At 72.0% G+C, this 17,784-nt stretch carries 12 protein-coding genes; 6 read left to right on the top strand and 6 right to left on the bottom strand.

Going from position 1 to position 17,784, the window contains the following annotated elements:
* Nucleotides 1-88 precede the first annotated feature (88 nt).
* From ABWI04_RS26120 to ABWI04_RS26100, 5 genes are all read left to right on the top strand, one after another.
* A complete protein-coding gene (locus ABWI04_RS26120; RefSeq protein ID WP_353834095.1) occupies nt 89-1,399 on the top strand; it encodes a salicylate synthase in 1,311 nt (436 codons plus the stop codon).
* Between the two features lie 24 nt (nt 1,400-1,423).
* The gene (locus ABWI04_RS26115; RefSeq protein WP_353834094.1) at nt 1,424-2,206 is read left to right on the top strand and encodes an Fpg/Nei family DNA glycosylase; all 783 of its coding nucleotides are present in this window, start codon (nt 1,424-1,426) and stop codon (nt 2,204-2,206) included.
* Between the two features lie 78 nt (nt 2,207-2,284).
* Nucleotides 2,285-2,902, top strand: a complete 618-nt coding sequence (locus tag ABWI04_RS26110) for an exonuclease (protein WP_353834093.1) — start codon at nt 2,285-2,287, stop codon at nt 2,900-2,902.
* Between the two features lie 489 nt (nt 2,903-3,391).
* Nucleotides 3,392-5,020, top strand: a complete 1,629-nt coding sequence (locus ABWI04_RS26105; RefSeq protein ID WP_353834092.1) for a TROVE domain-containing protein — start codon at nt 3,392-3,394, stop codon at nt 5,018-5,020.
* 349 nt (nt 5,021-5,369) lie between these two features.
* Nucleotides 5,370-6,293, top strand: coding sequence for a hypothetical protein (locus ABWI04_RS26100; protein WP_345176176.1), 924 nt, complete (start codon nt 5,370-5,372; stop codon nt 6,291-6,293).
* Between the two features lie 116 nt (nt 6,294-6,409).
* Here the strand turns inward: ABWI04_RS26100 and ABWI04_RS26095 are convergent, their stop codons facing one another.
* The 4 genes from ABWI04_RS26095 to panD form a co-directional block, all read right to left on the bottom strand.
* Nucleotides 6,410-7,039 carry a dihydrofolate reductase family protein gene (locus tag ABWI04_RS26095; RefSeq protein ID WP_353834091.1) on the bottom strand — a complete coding sequence of 210 codons (630 nt, stop codon included), beginning with the start codon at nt 7,037-7,039 and terminating at the stop codon, nt 6,410-6,412.
* 160 nt (nt 7,040-7,199) lie between these two features.
* Complete coding sequence (locus tag ABWI04_RS26090; RefSeq protein ID WP_353834090.1) at nt 7,200-10,754, bottom strand: serine/threonine-protein kinase; 3,555 nt, start codon at nt 10,752-10,754, stop codon at nt 7,200-7,202.
* Between the two features lie 105 nt (nt 10,755-10,859).
* The gene (locus ABWI04_RS26085; protein ID WP_502913165.1) at nt 10,860-12,428 is read right to left on the bottom strand and encodes a (2,3-dihydroxybenzoyl)adenylate synthase; all 1,569 of its coding nucleotides are present in this window, start codon (nt 12,426-12,428) and stop codon (nt 10,860-10,862) included.
* 2 nt (nt 12,429-12,430) lie between these two features.
* Nucleotides 12,431-12,832 carry an aspartate 1-decarboxylase gene (gene panD / locus ABWI04_RS26080; protein ID WP_345176184.1) on the bottom strand — a complete coding sequence of 134 codons (402 nt, stop codon included), beginning with the start codon at nt 12,830-12,832 and terminating at the stop codon, nt 12,431-12,433.
* Nucleotides 12,833-12,906: 74 nt separating this feature from the next.
* On the opposite strand from panD, the gene entS reads away from it, so the two are divergent.
* The gene (gene entS / locus ABWI04_RS26075; RefSeq protein WP_353834088.1) at nt 12,907-14,154 is read left to right on the top strand and encodes an enterobactin transporter EntS; all 1,248 of its coding nucleotides are present in this window, start codon (nt 12,907-12,909) and stop codon (nt 14,152-14,154) included.
* A gap of 8 nt (nt 14,155-14,162) precedes the next feature.
* Here entS and ABWI04_RS26070 read toward each other — a convergent pair whose 3' ends face one another.
* Both ABWI04_RS26070 and ABWI04_RS26065 read right to left on the bottom strand, forming a co-directional pair.
* Nucleotides 14,163-17,537 carry a non-ribosomal peptide synthetase gene (locus tag ABWI04_RS26070; protein ID WP_353834087.1) on the bottom strand — a complete coding sequence of 1,125 codons (3,375 nt, stop codon included), beginning with the start codon at nt 17,535-17,537 and terminating at the stop codon, nt 14,163-14,165.
* 52 nt (nt 17,538-17,589) lie between these two features.
* Nucleotides 17,590-17,739: a hypothetical protein gene (locus ABWI04_RS26065; RefSeq protein ID WP_353834098.1), complete on the bottom strand. Its 150-nt coding sequence runs from the start codon at nt 17,737-17,739 to the stop codon at nt 17,590-17,592.
* Nucleotides 17,740-17,784: the final 45 nt, after the last annotated feature.

The raw sequence follows: 17,784 nt of genomic DNA, 5'->3' as shown, positions 1-17,784 counted from the left end.
CCGCGAGTTAGGTTAGCCTTGCCTATAAAAATCATGCAAGGTTAGCCTTACCTAAGTTTGACCTTCCGGCCGCGAAGAGGGAGCTGCCTTGTCCACTGGTCTGCGCACCGATGCGAACCCCGCCGAGCTGGTCGTCGAGCATCCCTCGGCGCCGCTCGCCCTCATGGCCCGCCTGGCCGGATCGGGCCTGTTCGGCGACTACGTCGTCTACGAGCGGCCCGGCTCCTGGACGTTCGCGGGAGGCATGCTCGCCGAGATCGTCCTCGACGCCGGCGCCGTCCACGCCCGCTGGCCGTGCCACGCTCCCCTCACCCGCCCCTGGACGGGCCGCCCCGCCGACGCCCTCCGCGACACGTTCGCCGCCGCGCCCCTGCCCGTCTGGAACGCCTACGGCTGGATCGCGTTCGAGTGCGCCGCCGCCCGCCCCTCCGGACGGCTCGCCCACCTGATCGTCCCCCGCACGGAGGTGCGGGCCGAGAACGGCCGCGTCACCGTCACCAGCACGGACGAAGCGGACATAGAGCAGGTCACCAAGCTCCTGGCCAGGCCGAACGGCCACCCGGTCGGCGAGCCTTCGCCCGTCGACGTCAGCGCCGGCGGAGCCCCCTACCGCGATCGCGTCGCCGAGGCCGTGGCCGAGATCCACGCGGGCCGCTACCAGAAGGTCATCGTGTCGCGCCGCCTGGACGTCCCCCACCCGGTCGACGTCGTCTCGACCTACGTCCGCGGCCGGGAGGCCAACACCCCGGCCCGCTCCTTCCTGCTCGACCTGGGCGGATTCCAGGCCACCGGGTTCAGCCCCGAGGTGCTCGCGAGCGTCGACTCCGCAGGGCACGTCATGACCCAGCCCCTCGCAGGCACCCGCGCCTTCGGCCTCGGCGCCGACACCGACGCCCGCACCCGCCACGACCTGGAGACCGATCCCAAGGAGATCTACGAGCACGCCGTCTCCGTCAGGACGTCCCAGGAAGAGCTCTACCGGGTCTGCGACCCGGAGACCGTCCGCGTGACCGGCTTCATGACGGTGAAGGAACGCGGCAGCGTCCAGCACCTGGGCTCCAGCGTCAGCGGCACCCTCTCCCCCGGCCGCACCGCATGGGACGCCCTGGACGCGCTCTTCCCCGGCGTCACCGCGTCCGGCATCCCGAAACCCGAGGCGATCGAGGCCATCACCCGCCTGGAGGAGCGCCGCGGCCTGTACTCGGGCGCCGTCGTCACCGTCTCCCACGACGGCGCGCTGGACTCCGCCCTCGTCCTCCGCGCCCTCTACGCCGAGGACGGCCAGGCGTGGCTGCGCGCCGGCGCGGGCATCGTCAGCGCCTCGACCCCCGACCGCGAATACGAGGAGACCTGCGAGAAGCTCTCCAGCATCGCGCCGCACGTCGTCCCGCAGACCTGACCCGCCAGCGGGTAGGGACCCGCCATGCCGGAACTTCCCGACGTCGAAGGCTTCCGCCGGGTGCTCGCCGAGCACACCGGCGAGCCGATCGCCTCAGTGTCGGTGCTCGACCCCGGCGTCCTGCGCGGAGTCACCGCCCGGCGCCTGAGCACCGCGCTGCGCGGCCACCGCTTCGAGGAACCGCACCGCCACGGCAAGTGGCTGCTGGCCCCGGCGCAGGGCCCGGTCGTCCTGCTCCACTTCGGCATGACGGGCTCGCTCACCTGGCACCACCCGGACGAGCCGCGCCACCGCCACGACCGCGTCATCTGGAGGCTCCCCGACGGCGAACTCCGCTTCCGCGACATGCGCAAACTCCAGGGCGTCCACCTGGCCGCCGACGACAGGCAGGCAGACGAGACCCTCGGAAACCTCGGCCCGGACGCCCTGGATCTCTCCCGCGACGACCTGGCCGCCACCCTCGGCGCCCACCGAGGCCGCCTGAAGACCACCCTCACGGACCAGACGGTCACCGCCGGCCTGGGCAACCTCCTGGCCGACGAGATCTGCTGGCGAGCCCGCATCAACCCCCTGCGCCCCGCCCGCGCCCTGACCGCCTCAGAAGTCACCACCCTCCACAGAGCGATGCGCCGCGTCCTCCGCGCCTCCATCAAGGCCGAACGGGTCCCACCCCGAAGAACCTGGCTGACCGGAGCCCGAGACACCCCGGCTCCCACCTGCCCCCGCTGCGGCACCCCTCTGGAGAGCCGCCGCCTCTCCGGCCGCAGAACCGTCTGGTGCCCCACCTGCCAACCCCGTGAACCATGACAAGCCGATTGACGTCTCAACCGCGATGACGCTGGGCCTGACGCGGGATCATGTTCGGAGATGTCAAGGAGGTCGAGGATGGGCAAGCCTGAGGTGTACATCTCGGTTGATGTTGAGGCCGATGGGCCGATTCCTGGGCCTTACTCCATGCTGAGCTTTGGCATGAGCGCCTGCGGGGCCTTTGACGGGCGCGCGTTCAAGCCGGCCGATCCTGCCGAGACCACGTTCTACGCGGAACTGAAACCGATCAGCGACGCCTACGTTTCTGAGGCGCTGGCCGTCAGCGGCCTGGACCGCGACCACCTCGCGATCGAGGGCCGTGATCCGGGTGAGGCGATGAACGCGGCGACCGCCTGGGTGACCGCGGTGGCGAGCGCGGCGGATGCCTCGCCGGTGTTCGTGGCCTATCCGCTCGGCTTCGACTGGATGTTCCTGTACTGGTACTGGACGCGGTTCACCGACGCGGGATCTCCGTTCGGCCACTCCCGGCACCTGGATCTCAAGAGCATGTACGCCGCCAAGGCCGGCACTCCGATCACCCGCTCGACCAAACGCCAGATGCCCGCCGAGCTGCTGTCCGACCGACCGCACACGCACAATGCGCTGGATGACGCCATCGAGCAGGCGGAGCTGTTCCACAACTTGGTCCGCTGGGCCGGGCCCCCGCGTCGGCCAAGCGAGGACCTTGCGGAGTGACGCGCGATCAGCGGGCGGCTACGCGCGGGGTGTCGGGTGCATGGCCTGGACCATGACCGCCTCACCGTCGGAACCGGGCGATATTCGGATGCGAGCCGTTTCGGGGCGGACTACCTTTTGATCAGCGCGTCGGGTCCGGTGCGCGCACGGGTCGAAGACCGTCGGTTATCTCTTTCGAATAGACGCAATCCGGTGGTCGTTCCCACATCCGTGCGTGTACCCGGCCCTACGGGCCGAGCGACGCACAGGGGAAGGGCGGGTCGAAGCCCGTCGGTTATCGGATCCAACGGTCGCAGGTTCGAATCCTGCCCACCCGGCAATGCCGGGTGGTAGCTCAGCCAGGAAGAGCATTGGACTTAAAACCCCGGTGGACGCCACCACATCCGCCCTCCCCTGTGCGCTTGCTCCTCCCCCACATCCGCCCCTGAGGCGGGTCGAATTCCTTGGAGGCCCTTGATGGCCCGTGACCCTCTTGCTTCGGTTTCCACCGTGCAGACGCCGCAGAGCCGGCCGATTCCCGGCCGTGAGACCGAGCAGGTCCGCAACAACGCCGGCGGCTACGGGTTCGCCAAGGACCTGTGGACGCGGCTGGAGGACTTCCTCATCCTCGGCACCACCGGCGGCACCTTCTACGTCGGCGAAGACAGGCTCACTGCGGACAACGCGCAGGTCGTGTTCGACGCCATCGCCGCGGACGGCGTCCGGGTCGTCGACCTCGCGACGGCGATCTCTACGGCGCGTCCGCCGCGTGCTCCGAAGAACCGTCCCGCGCTTTTCGTCATGGCCGCCGCCGCGGCGCGCGGCGACGCCGGCACCCGGCAGGCCGTGAAGGCGTCGCTGGCGCAGGTCGCGCGGACCACGGACCATCTCGCGTCGTTCTTCGGCTACTGGAAGAACCTCGGCGGCAAGGCCACCGGCAGCGGCACGGCGCCTGTGATCGGGCGGGCGATGCGGACCGCGCTCGCGTCGTGGTTCCTCAACGGTGACGTCGACCAGGTCGCGTGGCGAGTGTGCAAGGCTCGGCAGCGCAGGACCCCGGCCGGGGAGGCGTTCGCGCTGCGGGACGCGCTCCGCATCGCGCACCCCAAGGCCAATTCGCCGGCGCGGCGTGCGCTGTTCGGATGGATCACCGGGAACGTCTCCGACGATGACGTCCGCGCGCGGGTGCCCGCAGTGGACGCGTTCCTCGCCGCGCAGGCCGCCACCGGCCCGGTCGACGCGATCGACGTGGTGCGGTCCCGGGGCGTGCCGTGGGAGTTCCTCCCGGACGCGGTTCTCACCGAGCCGGGCGTGTGGGACGAGCTCGTCGACACGATCGGGATGACCGCGCTGCTTCGGAACCTGTCCCGGATGACTCGGATCGGGACGCTGACGCCGATGGGTGACGCGACCCGGCGCGCCGCGGACCGGCTCACCGACGCCGGCGCGCTCGCGAAGGCCCGGATCCACCCGATGGATCTGTTCCTCGCCCTGCGCGTGTACGGGAGCGGTCGCGCACAGCCGCACCCGCGCGCGGACGTGCAGCACTGGTCGCCGGTCCCGGCCATCGTCGACGCGCTCGAAGAGGCGTACGAGCTGTCGTTCGGGCACATGGAGCCGTCCGGTCGGCGCCTGCTGGTGGCGGTGGACTCCTCCGGGTCCATGAGCTTCCGCAACATCACCTCGGGTGGTGCGCCGCTCGGGTCCTGCTACGAGGTCGCGAACGCGATGGCGGTCATCCTGAACCGGATCGAGCGCGGCAACTGCCACGTCATCGACGTCGACACCCAGGTCCGCGCGTCCCAGGTGACGGCGCGCACGAACCTGCGGGAGATCTCCCGTTGGCGTCCGTCGGGCGGCGGCACGGATCTGTCGCAGCCGTTCCAGTGGGCGCAGCATCAGCGTCTTGAGGTGGACGGGATGGTGCTGTTCACCGACAACGAGACGTGGGCTGGACGGCAGCACGCGTCGCAGGCTCTGGACGCCTACCGCCAGACCGTGAACGGCGACGTTCGGGTCCTGCTCGCGGCGATGGCGGCGAACGGGCACACCATTGGCGACCCCCGCGACGAAGGCGTGCTGCACATGGCGGGCCTGGACGCGTCGCTGCCGATGGTCGTGAACGGCTACATCCGTTGAATTTCCGGGGTAGACGGCGGTCTGCCCCGGATATGAATTCGAAGGCATCTCGCGAGCACCATTCTCAATTCTCGGCTCGATATTCACCGTCTATCCGCGAATTCAGCTCTGGTAGACTAACGTTGCGACCATAAAACTGAAGAGCCTTCCCGGCTCTTGAGTTGCTCCGCATAGCGGGCGCGACCAGGACCGGGAGAACGTCCCGAGATCCTCCTGGCGCGCCCCACAAACCAAAGGGGATCTCGTGAATTGCAAGAGAGAGCGCCGGCGAGGCTCGCTCGCGGCGTTTCGCAGGTGTTGGCGGTCGCTGACAAGCGACCTCCACGGCGCGGACAGAAAGGCGCTCACGATGGCGGTATTCGCCAATTCAGTGGGTGCTCTCAACGGCTGTCTCCTGGTAGCCATCGGCGTTACCAAGCATGTCGGACCGGTGACGGCGGCGCTTGTCTCCGTCATCTTCGGGACGGCGGTCTTCTGGTACTTCTTTCGGCCGTCGTTGTGGTGCCGTTGGGCCGTCTGGAAGCAGGCCCTTCTGCTGGGCGCCGCTCTGGGAGCGAACAACATGTCGTTCCAGTTCGTTCTTCGATGGGTTCGGCTGGAGGTCATGCAACCGCTGTCGTTCTTGTTCACCGTGGTCTTCACGCTCGGCGGCGATGTCTACCAGGACATCCGGCAGAAGACCTACTCGACCGCCTTGTGGCCGGTTCTCGCGGTACTGGGGACATGGGCCCTCACAAGGGATACCGTCGGCGGCTCGGGCGGGAACTTCTTTTCGGACGCCGCACCGGGGGTCCATGTCCTGGGCCAGCAGATTCCCAGCTGGATTCCGGGTATCGGCGTCCTGACCGCCACGGCGGCCACGTACGCCTACTCCCAGAAGCGGCTGGAGATGCTCGATGGGGAGATCAAGGCAAAGGCCAACACCCTTTGTGGTTTTCCCGCCCTCGGCATCCTCGCGGTGGGCGCGTGGACTCTGGAAGGCGGCTGGGAGGGCATGACCGCCGGCCGTTGGCCGTACTTGCTGCTCTGTGCGGTCAGCGCGGTCTTCGGTGCGCTGTTCAGCGGCGTCGTTCTGGTGAAGGCCTATGAGCACGGTCTCCTGGCGTCCACCAACGCGATGCTCCTACCGCTGCGGAACCTTCTGGGAACCGCGGTGGGCATGCTCGTGGCACAAACCGTTCCCGGCCTCTTGGGGCTGGGGGCGATCGTCCTGATCCTCATCGCCTCCTGCGGGGCGACGAAGATCCAGATCCGGAAGTCCGGGTCTGCGTGATCTGACGGCGGGGAGGTCCACCTCCCCGCCGTTCGGCGAGACGGAGCTCTCGGCCTCCGCTGCGATCGACGGCGACGGCGAGAGCGCCCACCACCCCCGACGGGCGAGGAGGCGGCTCAGACCCCGCGGTCGGGGACGGTCATGTCGCCCGTCTCGGGCGTCCCGTCGGCCAGGCCGTAGCGCAGGTACACGGTGCCGTTCGGGGCGGCTGCCGGCGGTTCGAGGAGGGTGACGTTCATGGGTACCGCCCCACCGTCGAAGACCTTCTTCCCGACGCCGAGCACGATCGGGTACACCCAGAGGTCGAGGCGGTCGAAGAGCTTCTCGCGCAGAAGGGTCTGCACCAGGTTCAGGCTCCCGACGACCTTCACGTGCTCGTGCCGGTCACGGATCTCGCGGACCGCGCCGGCCAGGTCCGGGCCGAGCTGCGTGGAGTCGGCCCAGGAGAGGTCCGGCCTGCCTCGGGAGGCCACGTACTTCGGGACGCTGTTGAAGAGCGCGGCGATCTCGTTGTCCTCGCCTCTCTGGTGCGGCCAGTAGGCGGCGAAGATCTCGTACGTCCGCCGACCGAGCAGGAGGGCGTCCGTGCCCTCGTACGCGGCGACGACCTGTGCGCCGGCGGCCTCGTCCATCAAGGGCGCCTGCCACCCGCCGAACGGGAACCCCACCGGATCCTCGTCGGGGCCGCCGGGTGACTGGGCAACGAGGTCGAGCGTTGCGAACAGCTCTATGTGGATGAGGCCCATGTTCCGCTCCCGTAGATCGGTTGGTTGTGGGGTCGGGAGGTAGACCTGCTTCAACTCCGTACCCGCACGTCCGGCTCCAGGAACAGCACATGCCGAACCGTCTTGAGGGGGGCCGGCGATCAGGGGGCGGTGCAGCCACCGCCCTCTGATCATTTGGCCCTCAGCGGGGGCAGGTGGGGCGGTAGTCGAGGGTGGGGAGGTTCTGTTTCCACTCCTTCTTTGTCAGGCCGCCGGAGGTGTTCCGGCAGAGGGCCGCCCTGGTCAGGGCGGGGGCCAGGTCGTGGGTGAGGACGGTGCCGGCTTCGGCGGCGCTCGTGAGGGTCCTGCCGTCCGAGGAGAAGGCCAGGGCGCCGATCTCCGTCTGGTGGCCGGTCAGGGGCAGGGCGTAGGGGCGGCCGGATTCGATCTCCCACAAGCGGATCTGGCCCAGTTCGTCGCCGGTGGCGAGAAGGGTGCCGTCCGGGGAGATCGCGGCGGTCGTGACGTAGCTCTTGTGGCCGCGCAGGATCAGGCCGCGTGAACGGAGTGTCCTGCCGTCGGTGAGGAGGACTTTCTGGTCCGCCTCGGTTCCCTCGGCGCTCACGATCGTCCGGCCGTCGCGGCTCATGGTGAGAAGGGTGTTGAGGAAGGTGTCCTCGGTTCTGGCCAGGACGCGGCCGGACGGGTACTCGATCATGCCGGACTTGCCGTCCGTCATGAGGGCCTTGCCGTCCGGGCGGAAGACGATGCGTTTGACGAAGGTGTCGGCTGAGGACGCCAGCGCGCGGATCAGCCGGAACGTCTTCGCGTCCCAGAACTGGAGTTCTCCCGCAGTGCCGCGGCGGACCAGGAGGGCCAGGCCGCGGCCGTCCGGGGACATGGCCATGGCCTGGATCCTGTCGGCGGGCCGGGGCAGCGTCACATCGCCGAGCTTCGCGAACTTCTCGGCGTCGGTGACGGTGACCGTGCGGGCGTTCTTGTAGACGGCGAGTCGCCTCCCATCGGCGCTGAGGGCGAGGTCGTTGCCGTTCCCGGAGTACAGGTAGTCGGACGAGAGGTTGAATCCCCGGTCGACGGCACGCCTGCGCCGGACGTCCCAGAAGTGCACCGAGCCTCCGCCGCGGTACGCCATGGTCGAGGCGTCCGCGGAGATGGTCGCGTTCTGGACCAGACTGCCTCCCTGGACGACCTGGGTGCTCAGGAAGGTGCTGATGTCGAGGGACGAGACCTGGCCGGTCGCCGGTTCGATGCAGCGCAGCGCCCGCTTCTCCACGATCCGGACCAGGGCGCAGTCCGCGTTCGGCGCGTACCGGATCATGGGTTCGGCGGGTGCGGACGGGGCGACGCCGCCGCCCTTGAGCCGCCACATGGTCCTGGCCTGCGCCAGGTATCCGCCGTCCTCGCTGAAGGCCAGGGAGGAGTAGGAGTTCGCGGGTCCGAGCCTCAGGTACTGCTCGTCCGCGCCCAGCTTCCAGAGCAGGATCTCTGCCTTCCTGCCCGTGGCCGGGGTGGCGGCGACGGCGAGCAGCGAGCCGTCCGGGCTCAGTCTGGCCGCGCTGGCGTATCTCCCCTTGAGCGCCTTGTTGAGGCGGGGCAGCGCGATCGTCGCCTTGGCCGCCAGCTGGTCGACGTGCACCGTGCCCTCGGGCGTGACGCCCGCGACGAGCTGGTCGCCCGCGTCGGCCGTGAGGATCTCGGCGCCGTCCTTCGGGCGCGTCCAGCTCAGCGGGACCTGCCGGAGGGTCCGCAGGTCCCAGACGGTGCGGGCGTCGCGGTTGCCGGCGAGCAGGAGGTGCCCGGACGGGCTCAGGTCGATCCCGTCGAAGATCTTCGCGTCGGTGCCGGCCCGGCCGACGGGGAGCCTGCCGCGTTCCTTGCCGGACGTGGTGTCCCAGACGCGGGCCGTCCCGTCGCCCGCCCAGGTGATCATGGTGCGCGCGTCGTCGGTGACGACGAGATCGAGGGTGTCGGCGCCGGTGATGGTGAAGGCGTGCAGTCTGGCGTGGGTGTCGATGTTCCAGACACTGGCCTTTCCGCCGTCCACGACGGCGAGGACGCGGCCGCCCGGCGACGGCTGGCGCCGGGTCGTGGCGCTCACGCCGGGCGGGATGAAGACGTCGCTCTCCCACTGGTAGCGAAGAGCGACCAGCGCCTCCCTGGTCTCCTTGGTGTTGGAGAGGGCGCCGGCGGCGACGGCCAGGCGGCGGGCGGTTCTCGGGGCGCTCTTGCGGGTGGCCATCGCCACGGCCGCGAGGCGGCGGGCCTCCGCGTCGTCGCGCTGCCGTGCGACGGTGCGGCTCTGCTGGAAGACGGCCACGCCCGCGACGAGCGTCGCCAGCAGCAGGACGGCGAGGACGCCGGAGACCGCCGTCCGCAGCGTGGAGCGGCGGCGGACGGACGCGCGCCCGGCGTCCAGGAAAGCCTGCTCCAGCGTGTTCGGGCGCAGGGCGCGGCCGCCGCCGACGGCCCAGGTCATCGCGCGTTCGAGCCGGGTCCCCTGGAGGACGTCGCCGGACTTGCGTCCGTGCGCGTCCCACAGCCGCGCTCCCTCGGCGAGTTCCTGGTGGACCTCCAGGCCCGGCCGTTCGGCGGCGGCCCAGTCGCGCAGCCGCGGCCATGCGCGCAGCAGCGCCGGGGAGGCGAGGGTGACGCGCTGCCCGTCCCAGGCGAGCAGCCCCGCCTGGGTGAACGCCGAAAGGACGGCGTCGATGACCGGCTCCGGCGTGCGGCCGTCGCCGAACTCGGCGCGGGCCGCCGGGCGGACGAGGTCGTCTTCGGCCGCCGCCATCCGCAGCAGGAGCTGCGGGACGGCCTGCTGCGCCTCCGGGCCGAGGCTCCGCATCACCTCTTCGGCGCGCTCGCCCAGCGGCGGAGACGCGGCCTTGGGCATGCGGACGGCGCGGGCCTCCCGCTCGCCCTGCTCCAGGAGGTCCGCGTCGGGGCGCCCGCCGAGCAGGTCGAGCAGGAGGCCCGGGGCGTCGGGACGCCGTTCCGGGTCCTTGGCCAGCGCGGCCTCGACCATGGGCCTCAGCCGCTCGGGGACCGTCGCGGTGTCCGGTTCGGTGGTCAGCACGGAGTGCATCAGCTTGGGCAGGGACTCGCCGCTGAACGGGGTGCGGCCGGACGCCGCGAACAGGATCGTGGCGCCCCAGGCCCAGACGTCGACGGCGGGCCCGGGACTCTTCCCCTGGAACACCTCGGGCGCCATGTACCGGGGCGTCCCCTTCATTCCGGTCGCGCTCTGGGACATGTCCTCGGTGCGGGCGATGCCGAAGTCGATGACGCGGGGACCGTCCGGTCCCAGCAGCACGTTCGCGGGTTTCAGGTCGCGGTGGACGACGCCCGCCCGGTGCACGGTGGTCAGCGCGGTCGCGATCCCGACCGCCAGCCTGTAGAGGTCGTCGGGCTTGTAGGGGCCGTCCTCGTCGACCGCCTGCTGGAGGGTCGGGCCCGCGACGTACTCGCTGACGACGTAGGGGACGGCGTTGTCCAGGTCGACGGCGAGGACGCGCGCCGTGCAGAACTGCGCGACGCGCCGCACCGCCTCGACCTCGCGGACGAACAGGTCGCGGTGCCGTGCGGAGTAGTCGCCGTGGAGCGTCTTGACCGCGACCCGCGCGCCGTCCGGCCCGTACGCCTCGTACACGACGCCCTGGCCGCCGGCGCCGAGACGCCCCGCGAGGAGGTAGTCGCCGAGCCTCGTCGGATCACCGGGTCCCAGCGGATCGGGTGCCACAGACGTCTCCCAAGTCTAATAGACATAATTGTCTATTAGGATGCCGAGACCTCCGGCGGTGTTCGCGGGAAACGGTGAACGCCGGGCGGCGAACCGGTGGCGGTCTCATCGGAGGCGGGCGGCGAGCGCCTTCTTGCTGATCTTGCCGACCGGCGTCCGGGGGAACACGGCGGCCGTCTCCAGGCGGTCGGGGTGCTTGTAGGCGGCGACGCCCCGCACGCGGAGGAAGTCCTTCACCTCGCGCAGGCCGGGCGCCCTCTCCCCCTCCCTGATGATCAGGAAGGCGCAGGTGCGCTCTCCCATGACCGGGTCGGGGACGCCGACCACGGCCGCGTCGTGCACCGCCGGGTGGGCGAGGAGGTGGCTCTCCAGCTCCTCGGCGGAGACCTTGTCGCCGCCCCGGTTGATCTGGTCCTTCTCACGGCCTTCGACGATGAGGTGCCCGGAGGGCAGCTCTCTGACCAGGTCGCCCGTGCGGTAGAAGCCGTCCGGGGTGAAGGAGCGGGCGTTGTGCTCGGGGGCGCGGTAGTAGCCGCGCAGGGTGTACGGGCCCCGGGTGAGGAGTTCGCCCACTTCGCCCGGAGCCACCCGCTTGCCGTCCTCGTCCACGACGCGGATCTCGTCGGCCGGGGAGAGGGGGCGGCCCTGCGTCCGTTCGATCAGGTCGCGCGGGTCGTCCAGGCGGGTGTAGTTGAGGAGGCCCTCGGCCATGCCGAAGACCTGCTGGACCTGGCAGCCCAGGGCGTCCGGGATCTCGGCGGCGCGCTCCGCGGCGAGCTTGGCGCCGCCCACCTGGAGCAGGCGCAGGGACGAGACGTCCTCGTCCGACCAGGTCACGGCGTCCAGCCAGAGGAGGGCGATCGGCGGGACGACCGCGCAGACGGTGGCGCGCTCGCGCTCGATGAGGGGGAACGCCTCGTCCGGGGACCCGGAGGGCGACAGGACGACCGTGCCGCCCGTGGCGAAGACGCCGAGGATTCCGGGGCAGGCCAGGGCGAAGTTGTGCGCGGCCGGGAGGACGACCAGGTAGACGGTGCCGCGGTCGAAGCCGCACAGGTCGGCGCTGGCCTCCAGGTTGTAGACGTAGTCGCGGTGCGTCCGGGGGATCAGTTTCGGGAGGCCGGTGGTGCCGCCCGAAAGGAGGAAGACGCCCACGTCGGACGGATCGGGGACGGGGGCCGCCACCGGATCGGCGTCGACGGAGGCCAGAGGGGTGAACTCCTCGGCGTCGCCCTCGACGACGACGTGCTCCACGGGGAGCGTTCGCGCCAGCTCGCGGTAGTCGAAGTCGCCGTCGCGGTCGGCGCAGACGTAGGCGCGGGCCTCGGAGAGCTCGCAGAGGTAGCGGATCTCGCTCTCGCGGTGCGCGGGGAGCGCCAGCACGGGCGCGGCGCCGATGCGGACGAGGGCGAGGAACGCGACGACGAAGCCCGCGGTGTTCGGGAGCTGGACGAGCACGCGGTCGCCGCGGCGGAGGCCGAGGGCGAGGAGGCCGGCGGCGGTGCGGGCGGCACGGGCGTCCAGGTCGGCGTAGGTGAAGCGGTCGTCCCCTGCGACGAGGGCGGTGGCGGACGGGTCGCCGCGCAGGACGTCGCCGAGGAGGCGGTCGGTCCAGTAGCCCTCGGCCGTGTAGCGGGCTTCGAGGTCGGCGGGCCAGGGGGTGAGGCCGTCCACGGTCACCGCCCGGCGAGCTGGGCGGGGGCGCCGGGGACCGGCTCGGACGGGTCGGAGCCGAGGGCGACGACGCGGTTCGCGGCGTCGACGTGGACGACGCGGGGCTCGTGCCGGGAGGGGTCCTCCACGCCGGCGTAGGTGATGATGATCACCATGTCGCCGGGCTGGACGAGGCGGGCCGCCGCGCCGTTGACGCCGATGACCCCGCTGCCGGCCTCGCCGGTGATGGCGTAGGTGACCAGGCGGGCGCCGTTGTCGATGTCGACGAGGTGGACCTGCTCGCCCTCCACGATGTCGGCCGCGGCCATCAGGTCGGCGTCGATCGTCAGCGAGCCCACGTAGTGCAGGTCCGCCTGGGTGACGGTCGCCCGGTGGATCTTCCCGTTCATCAGCGTCCGCTGCACGGCTCCTCTTTCCTCACGATCAACTAAGGCTAGGCTAACCTTAGTCACTCGATCGGCAGAGGAGAAGCCCGAGGATGCTCCGGCGACTGGTCATCGACGTCGGGCCGCTGCGCGACAGCAGGCCGTTCCGCAACGTGTTCATCGCCCGCACCGTCTCGGTCTTCGGGATCGGCATGCTGGCCGTGGCCCTCCCGGTGCAGGTGTACGACCTCACCGGGTCCACCGTGCACGTGGGCGGGGTCTCGGCCGCCGAGGGGTTCGCGCTCCTCGCCGGGTTCCTGTGGGGCGGGGTCCTGGCCGACCGGCACGACCGGCGGCGCCTGATGCTGCGGGCGCGCGCGGCGGCCGGGATCGGGTTCGTCCTGCTGGCGCTCAACGCGTTCCTGCCCTCCCCCTCGCTGGCGGCCCTGTACGCGCTGGCGGCATGGGACGGGCTGATGACCGGCGTCAGCATCACCGCGCTGCTGGCCGCGACGCCCGCGCTGGTCGCGCCCGACAAGCTCGTCGCGGCGGGGGCGCTCAACGCGCTGACCGTCCGGCTCGGGTCGATGGCGTCCCCCGCGCTCGGCGGGCTCGTGGTGTCGGCGTTCGGCGTGGGCTGGAACTACGCGGCCGCGGCCGCGGGGACGCTCGGCACGCTCGCGCTGCTGACCGGGCTGCCGCGCCTCCAGCCCGCCGCGCAGGAGCAGGCGGACGCCAATCCGCTGAAGGCCGTCTGGGACGGGTTCCGCTTCGTCGCCTCGCATCGGGTCGTCGGCTCGCTGATGCTCCTCGGCCTGCTGTTCATGGTCGCGGGCGGCATCCCCGTCCTGATGCCGGCGTTCGCGACCCGGAGCCTGGACGGAGGCGCGACCACGGTCGGGCTGCTGTTCGCGGCGCCCGCGTGCGGCGCGGTGCTGGCGTCCCTGACGAGCGGCTGGGTCGGACAGGCCAGGGCACCCGGCCTGGCGCTGCTCGTCGCGTCCGTCTCCGGCTTCGCCGCGCTCGCGTGTCTCGGTCTGGCCCGTCACCCGGCGCTCGCCGTCGCGATCCTGTTCGGGTACGGGTTCGTCCAGTCGATCGAGGAGATCCTGCGGTACGGGCTGATCCAGTCCCACACTCCCGACTCGCACCTCGGACGGGTGAACGCGCTGTGGTCGGCGCAGGAGACGGGCGGCGGCGCGATCGGCTCGCTCGGCGCCGGGGCGCTCGGCCGCTACCTCGCCCCGGGCGCCGCCATCGTCCTGTACGGGACGGTCAGCGCCGTCCTCGCCCTGGCGCTGGCGCTGACCCTCACCGGGCTCCGGACCGCGACGCTGCGGCCGGAGCCCGAGCCCGGCTGACCCGCGGCTCACCCGAGGCGCGCGGTCAGCTCCTCCTCGGTCATGGCCTCGACCTCCAGCCAGATGGCGGCGACGGACTCCAGCCGTCCCGGCGTCTCCTCCAGCTCGGTGAACCGGCGGCAGATCCGCGCGACCGTCCGCTCGGCGAACAGGACGCGGACGGGCAGCGCCGTCGTGTCGAGCGCCTCCCGCAGCCGCGCGAGCACGGTGGTGGCGAGGACGGAGTCGCCGCCGAGGGCGAAGAAGTCGGCGTCCGCGCCGACGCGCTCCCTCCCCAGCACCTCGGCGACGATCCGGGCCAGCACCTTCTCCAGTGACGTCGCGGGCTCGGCGTAGGGCGCGGTCGCCTCACCGGCCTCGGCGGCGGCCAGGGCCGCGAGCGCCTTGCGGTCGACCTTGCCGTTCGCGGTGAGCGGCAGCTCGTCCACGCGCACGAGCAGTTCCGGGACCATGTGCGGGGGCAGCAGGTCGCGGGCGCGGGCGAGCACGGCGTCCCGGCCGGTCCCGCCGGGCGCCGCCACGGCGGCGGCGAGGCGGCCGCCGGCGAGGAGCGCGACGGCGCGCTCCACGGCGGGATGGCCGCGCAGCGCGGCCTCGACCTCGCCGAGCTCGATCCGGAATCCGCGCACCTTGACCTGGTGGTCGCGGCGGCCGAGGAACTCGATGGTCCCGTCGGGGCGGTAGCGGGCCAGGTCGCCGGTCCGGTACCAGCGCGTGCCCTCCCAGAGGACGAACCGGTCGGCGGTCCGGGCCGGGTCGCCGACGTAGCCGTCCGCGACGCCGGCGCCGCCGATCCACAGCTCTCCGGTGGCCCAGTCGGGGCGGTCGCGGCCCCGCTCGTCCACCACCCGGCACGCGACCCCGCGCAGCGGCACCCCGTAGGGGACGGCGTGCCAGTCGGCGGGGACGTCGCCCGCGACCTCCTGCACTGTCGAGTGGATCGCCGTCTCGGTCGTGCCGCCGAGCGCCACGAAGCGGCAGCCGGGGGCGCGCTCCCGGAGCAGGCCGGGAAGGTGCGTCCCCACCCAGTCGCCGCCGAGCAGGACGAGCCGCAGGCTCTCCGCCCGCCCCGCGCGCAGCAGCATCTCCAGGACGGACGGGACGCAGTTCAGCACGGTCACCGACCAGCGCCGCACCAGTCCGCTCCACCGGGCGGCGTCGCGCCGCTCGTCCTCGTCCGGGACGACGACCGCGCCGCCCGCGTGCCAGGCGGCGAACAGGTCGAACACCGACAGGTCGAAGTCGAGCGCCGACACGGCGAACGTGACGTCGTCCCGCCCGATGGCGAACCGCTCGACGAGGTCGCCGATGGTGTTCATCGCCGCGCCGTGCGAGACCTCCACGCCCTTGGGCTCGCCCGTCGAACCGGAGGTGAACAGCACGTAGGCGGCCTGGTCGGGGCGCACCGCGACCGGTCCGGGCAGCGGGTCGGCCTCGGCGACACCGTCCGGCGTGAGCGAGGCGGCGACGCCGGCGCTCGCGCGGATCCTCGCCCGCCGCGCCTCCGGCTGCTCCGGGCCGATCGGGACGTAGGCGGCGCCGGCCGCGAGCACCCCGAGCGCGGCGGCGGCCTGGCCGGGTCCCTTCGGAAGCTCGATCGAGACGCGGTCGCCGGGGCGGACGCCTCCGGCCGCCAGCGCCGACGCGATCCGCAGGGCGCGGCCGGCGAGCTCGCCATAGGTCATCGTCCCGCCGTCGCCCCAGTGCAGGGCCGGGGCGTCCGGGCGGCGCGCGGCGTGCGCGAAGAAGCCCTCGGTCAGCGTGCGCGGCGGCGGCGCGGGCGTGGCGTTCAGCCCGTGCCGGACGCGGAGCCGGTCGGGCGCGGCGGCGACGGCGAGGGGCGCGTCCCAGTCGGCGCCGGGCGCGCCGAGCCGGGTGACCGCGGCGGTGTAGGCGTCGAACATCGCCTCCGCGACGCCGTCCGGGAACGCGGGCAGGCGCACGTCCCAGTTCAGCAGCAGGCCGCCGGACACCTCGGTCACCTGCGCGTCCAGCAGCACCTGCGGCCCCTGCGAGATGATCCATCCGGGTTCGCCGAACAGCTCGCGGACGCGGTCGCCGAACAGCTCGCCGAGGTTGAGGGCGCTGGTGTAGACGATCGGGGCGAGCACCTGCTCCCCGCGCAGCCGCGACAGGTCCCGCAGCACCTCCAGCCCCGAGTAGTCGCTGTGCGCGCCGGCCGTGTGCAGGTTCGCCTGGAGCGCGCGGGCCCGCCCGGCGAACGGGAGGTCCTCGGTGAGGTCGGCCTCCAGCATGATGGATCCGGTGAAGTCGCCGACGACCTTGTCGACGTCGGGGTGGACGGGCTCGCGGTGGAACAGCGGCAGGTTGAGCAGGAACCGCGGCGTCGCCGACCAGGCGCCGATCACCTCGGCGAACACCGCCGCGAGCGCCATGGCGGGGGTGACGCCCTCGGCGTGGGCGCGGGCGATGAAGCGGTCCTTGGCGTCCGGCGGCAGCCAGTGGTGCCTGCGCTCGACGCGGTCCCCCGGCTCCGCGACGACCGGCAGCTCGGGCGGGCCGGGAAGGTCGGCGAGGCGGCCGGCCCACCAGCGGCGGTCGGCGGCGCGGGCCTGCGCGCGGGGGTCCTCGGCGAGGTAGCGGGCGTAGCCGTAGCGGATCGGCGCGAGGGTCTCGCCCTCGTACAGGGCGGCGAGGTCGGCCAGCATGACGCGGTAGCTCATCGCGTCGGCGGCGACCATGTCGACGTCCAGGTGGAGGCGCGCCGCGCCGCCCGGGAGGAGGCTGAGCCGGGCGTCGAAGACGCGGCCGTCCTCGATGGGGAGCCGCTGCCGCGACATCTCGTCCCGGACGCGCTCCAGCTCGGCGTCCGGGTCGTCCGACGAGCGCAGGTCGTGGACGGTGACGAGCGGACCGGGACGTTCGGGCAGGATCTGCTGCGTCCCGTCGTCGCGGACGGCCGCGCGCAGCATCGGATGGCGCCGCACCAGGGCGCCCACGGCCGACTCGAAGCGGGACGGGTCGATCGCGCGCCCGTCCAGTTCGACGTACAGGTGGGCCGCGACGGACCCGAGCTCCTGCCCGGAGTCGCGGCCGATCCAGTACGCGTGCTGCATCAGCGCCAGCGCGAAGGGCTCGTCGGGTTCGACGGCGGCCTCGACGGCGTCCGCGCCTGCTTCGAGGGCGGGCCCTGCCGACGCCTCCACCTGGCCCTTCTCGGCGAGCAGTTCCCACCAACCGGAGAGCGTCGGGCGTTCGGCCAGCTCGGCGAAGCGGATCTCGACGCCGCGGCGCCGGAGCCGGCCGGTGAGCTGCATGAGCCGGATCGAGTCCATGCCCAGCTCGATGAGGTTGTCGTCCGCCTCCGCGCGCTCGCCCAGCACCTCGGCCAGCGCGGCGTGGAGCTCATCCCAGGTCAGCACGGAACTCCTCTCAACTTAGGTAAGGCTAACCTAATTGCGATGATCGGCTCCGTCAACGCCGCCCGGACACCGACAGCAGCCAAGCCAGGTACACGCCGCCGAGGACGCCGGTGACGACGCCGACCGGCACCGCGACCGGCAGGTGCAGCGCGATGAGGTCCGCGCTCGCCAGCAGCGCCGCGCCGGCCGCTCCGGGCGACACTATGCAAAGCTTTGCGTGCTATCGGAGAACACCCGGCCCCGAGTC

Source organism: Actinomadura sp. NPDC000929 (assembly GCF_040492065.1).
Classification (GTDB): Bacteria; Actinomycetota; Actinomycetes; order Streptosporangiales; family Streptosporangiaceae; genus Spirillospora; species Spirillospora verrucosospora.
Note: the sequence above shows the minus strand (reverse complement) of the source record. Positions and strands in the feature narration are given on the sequence as shown.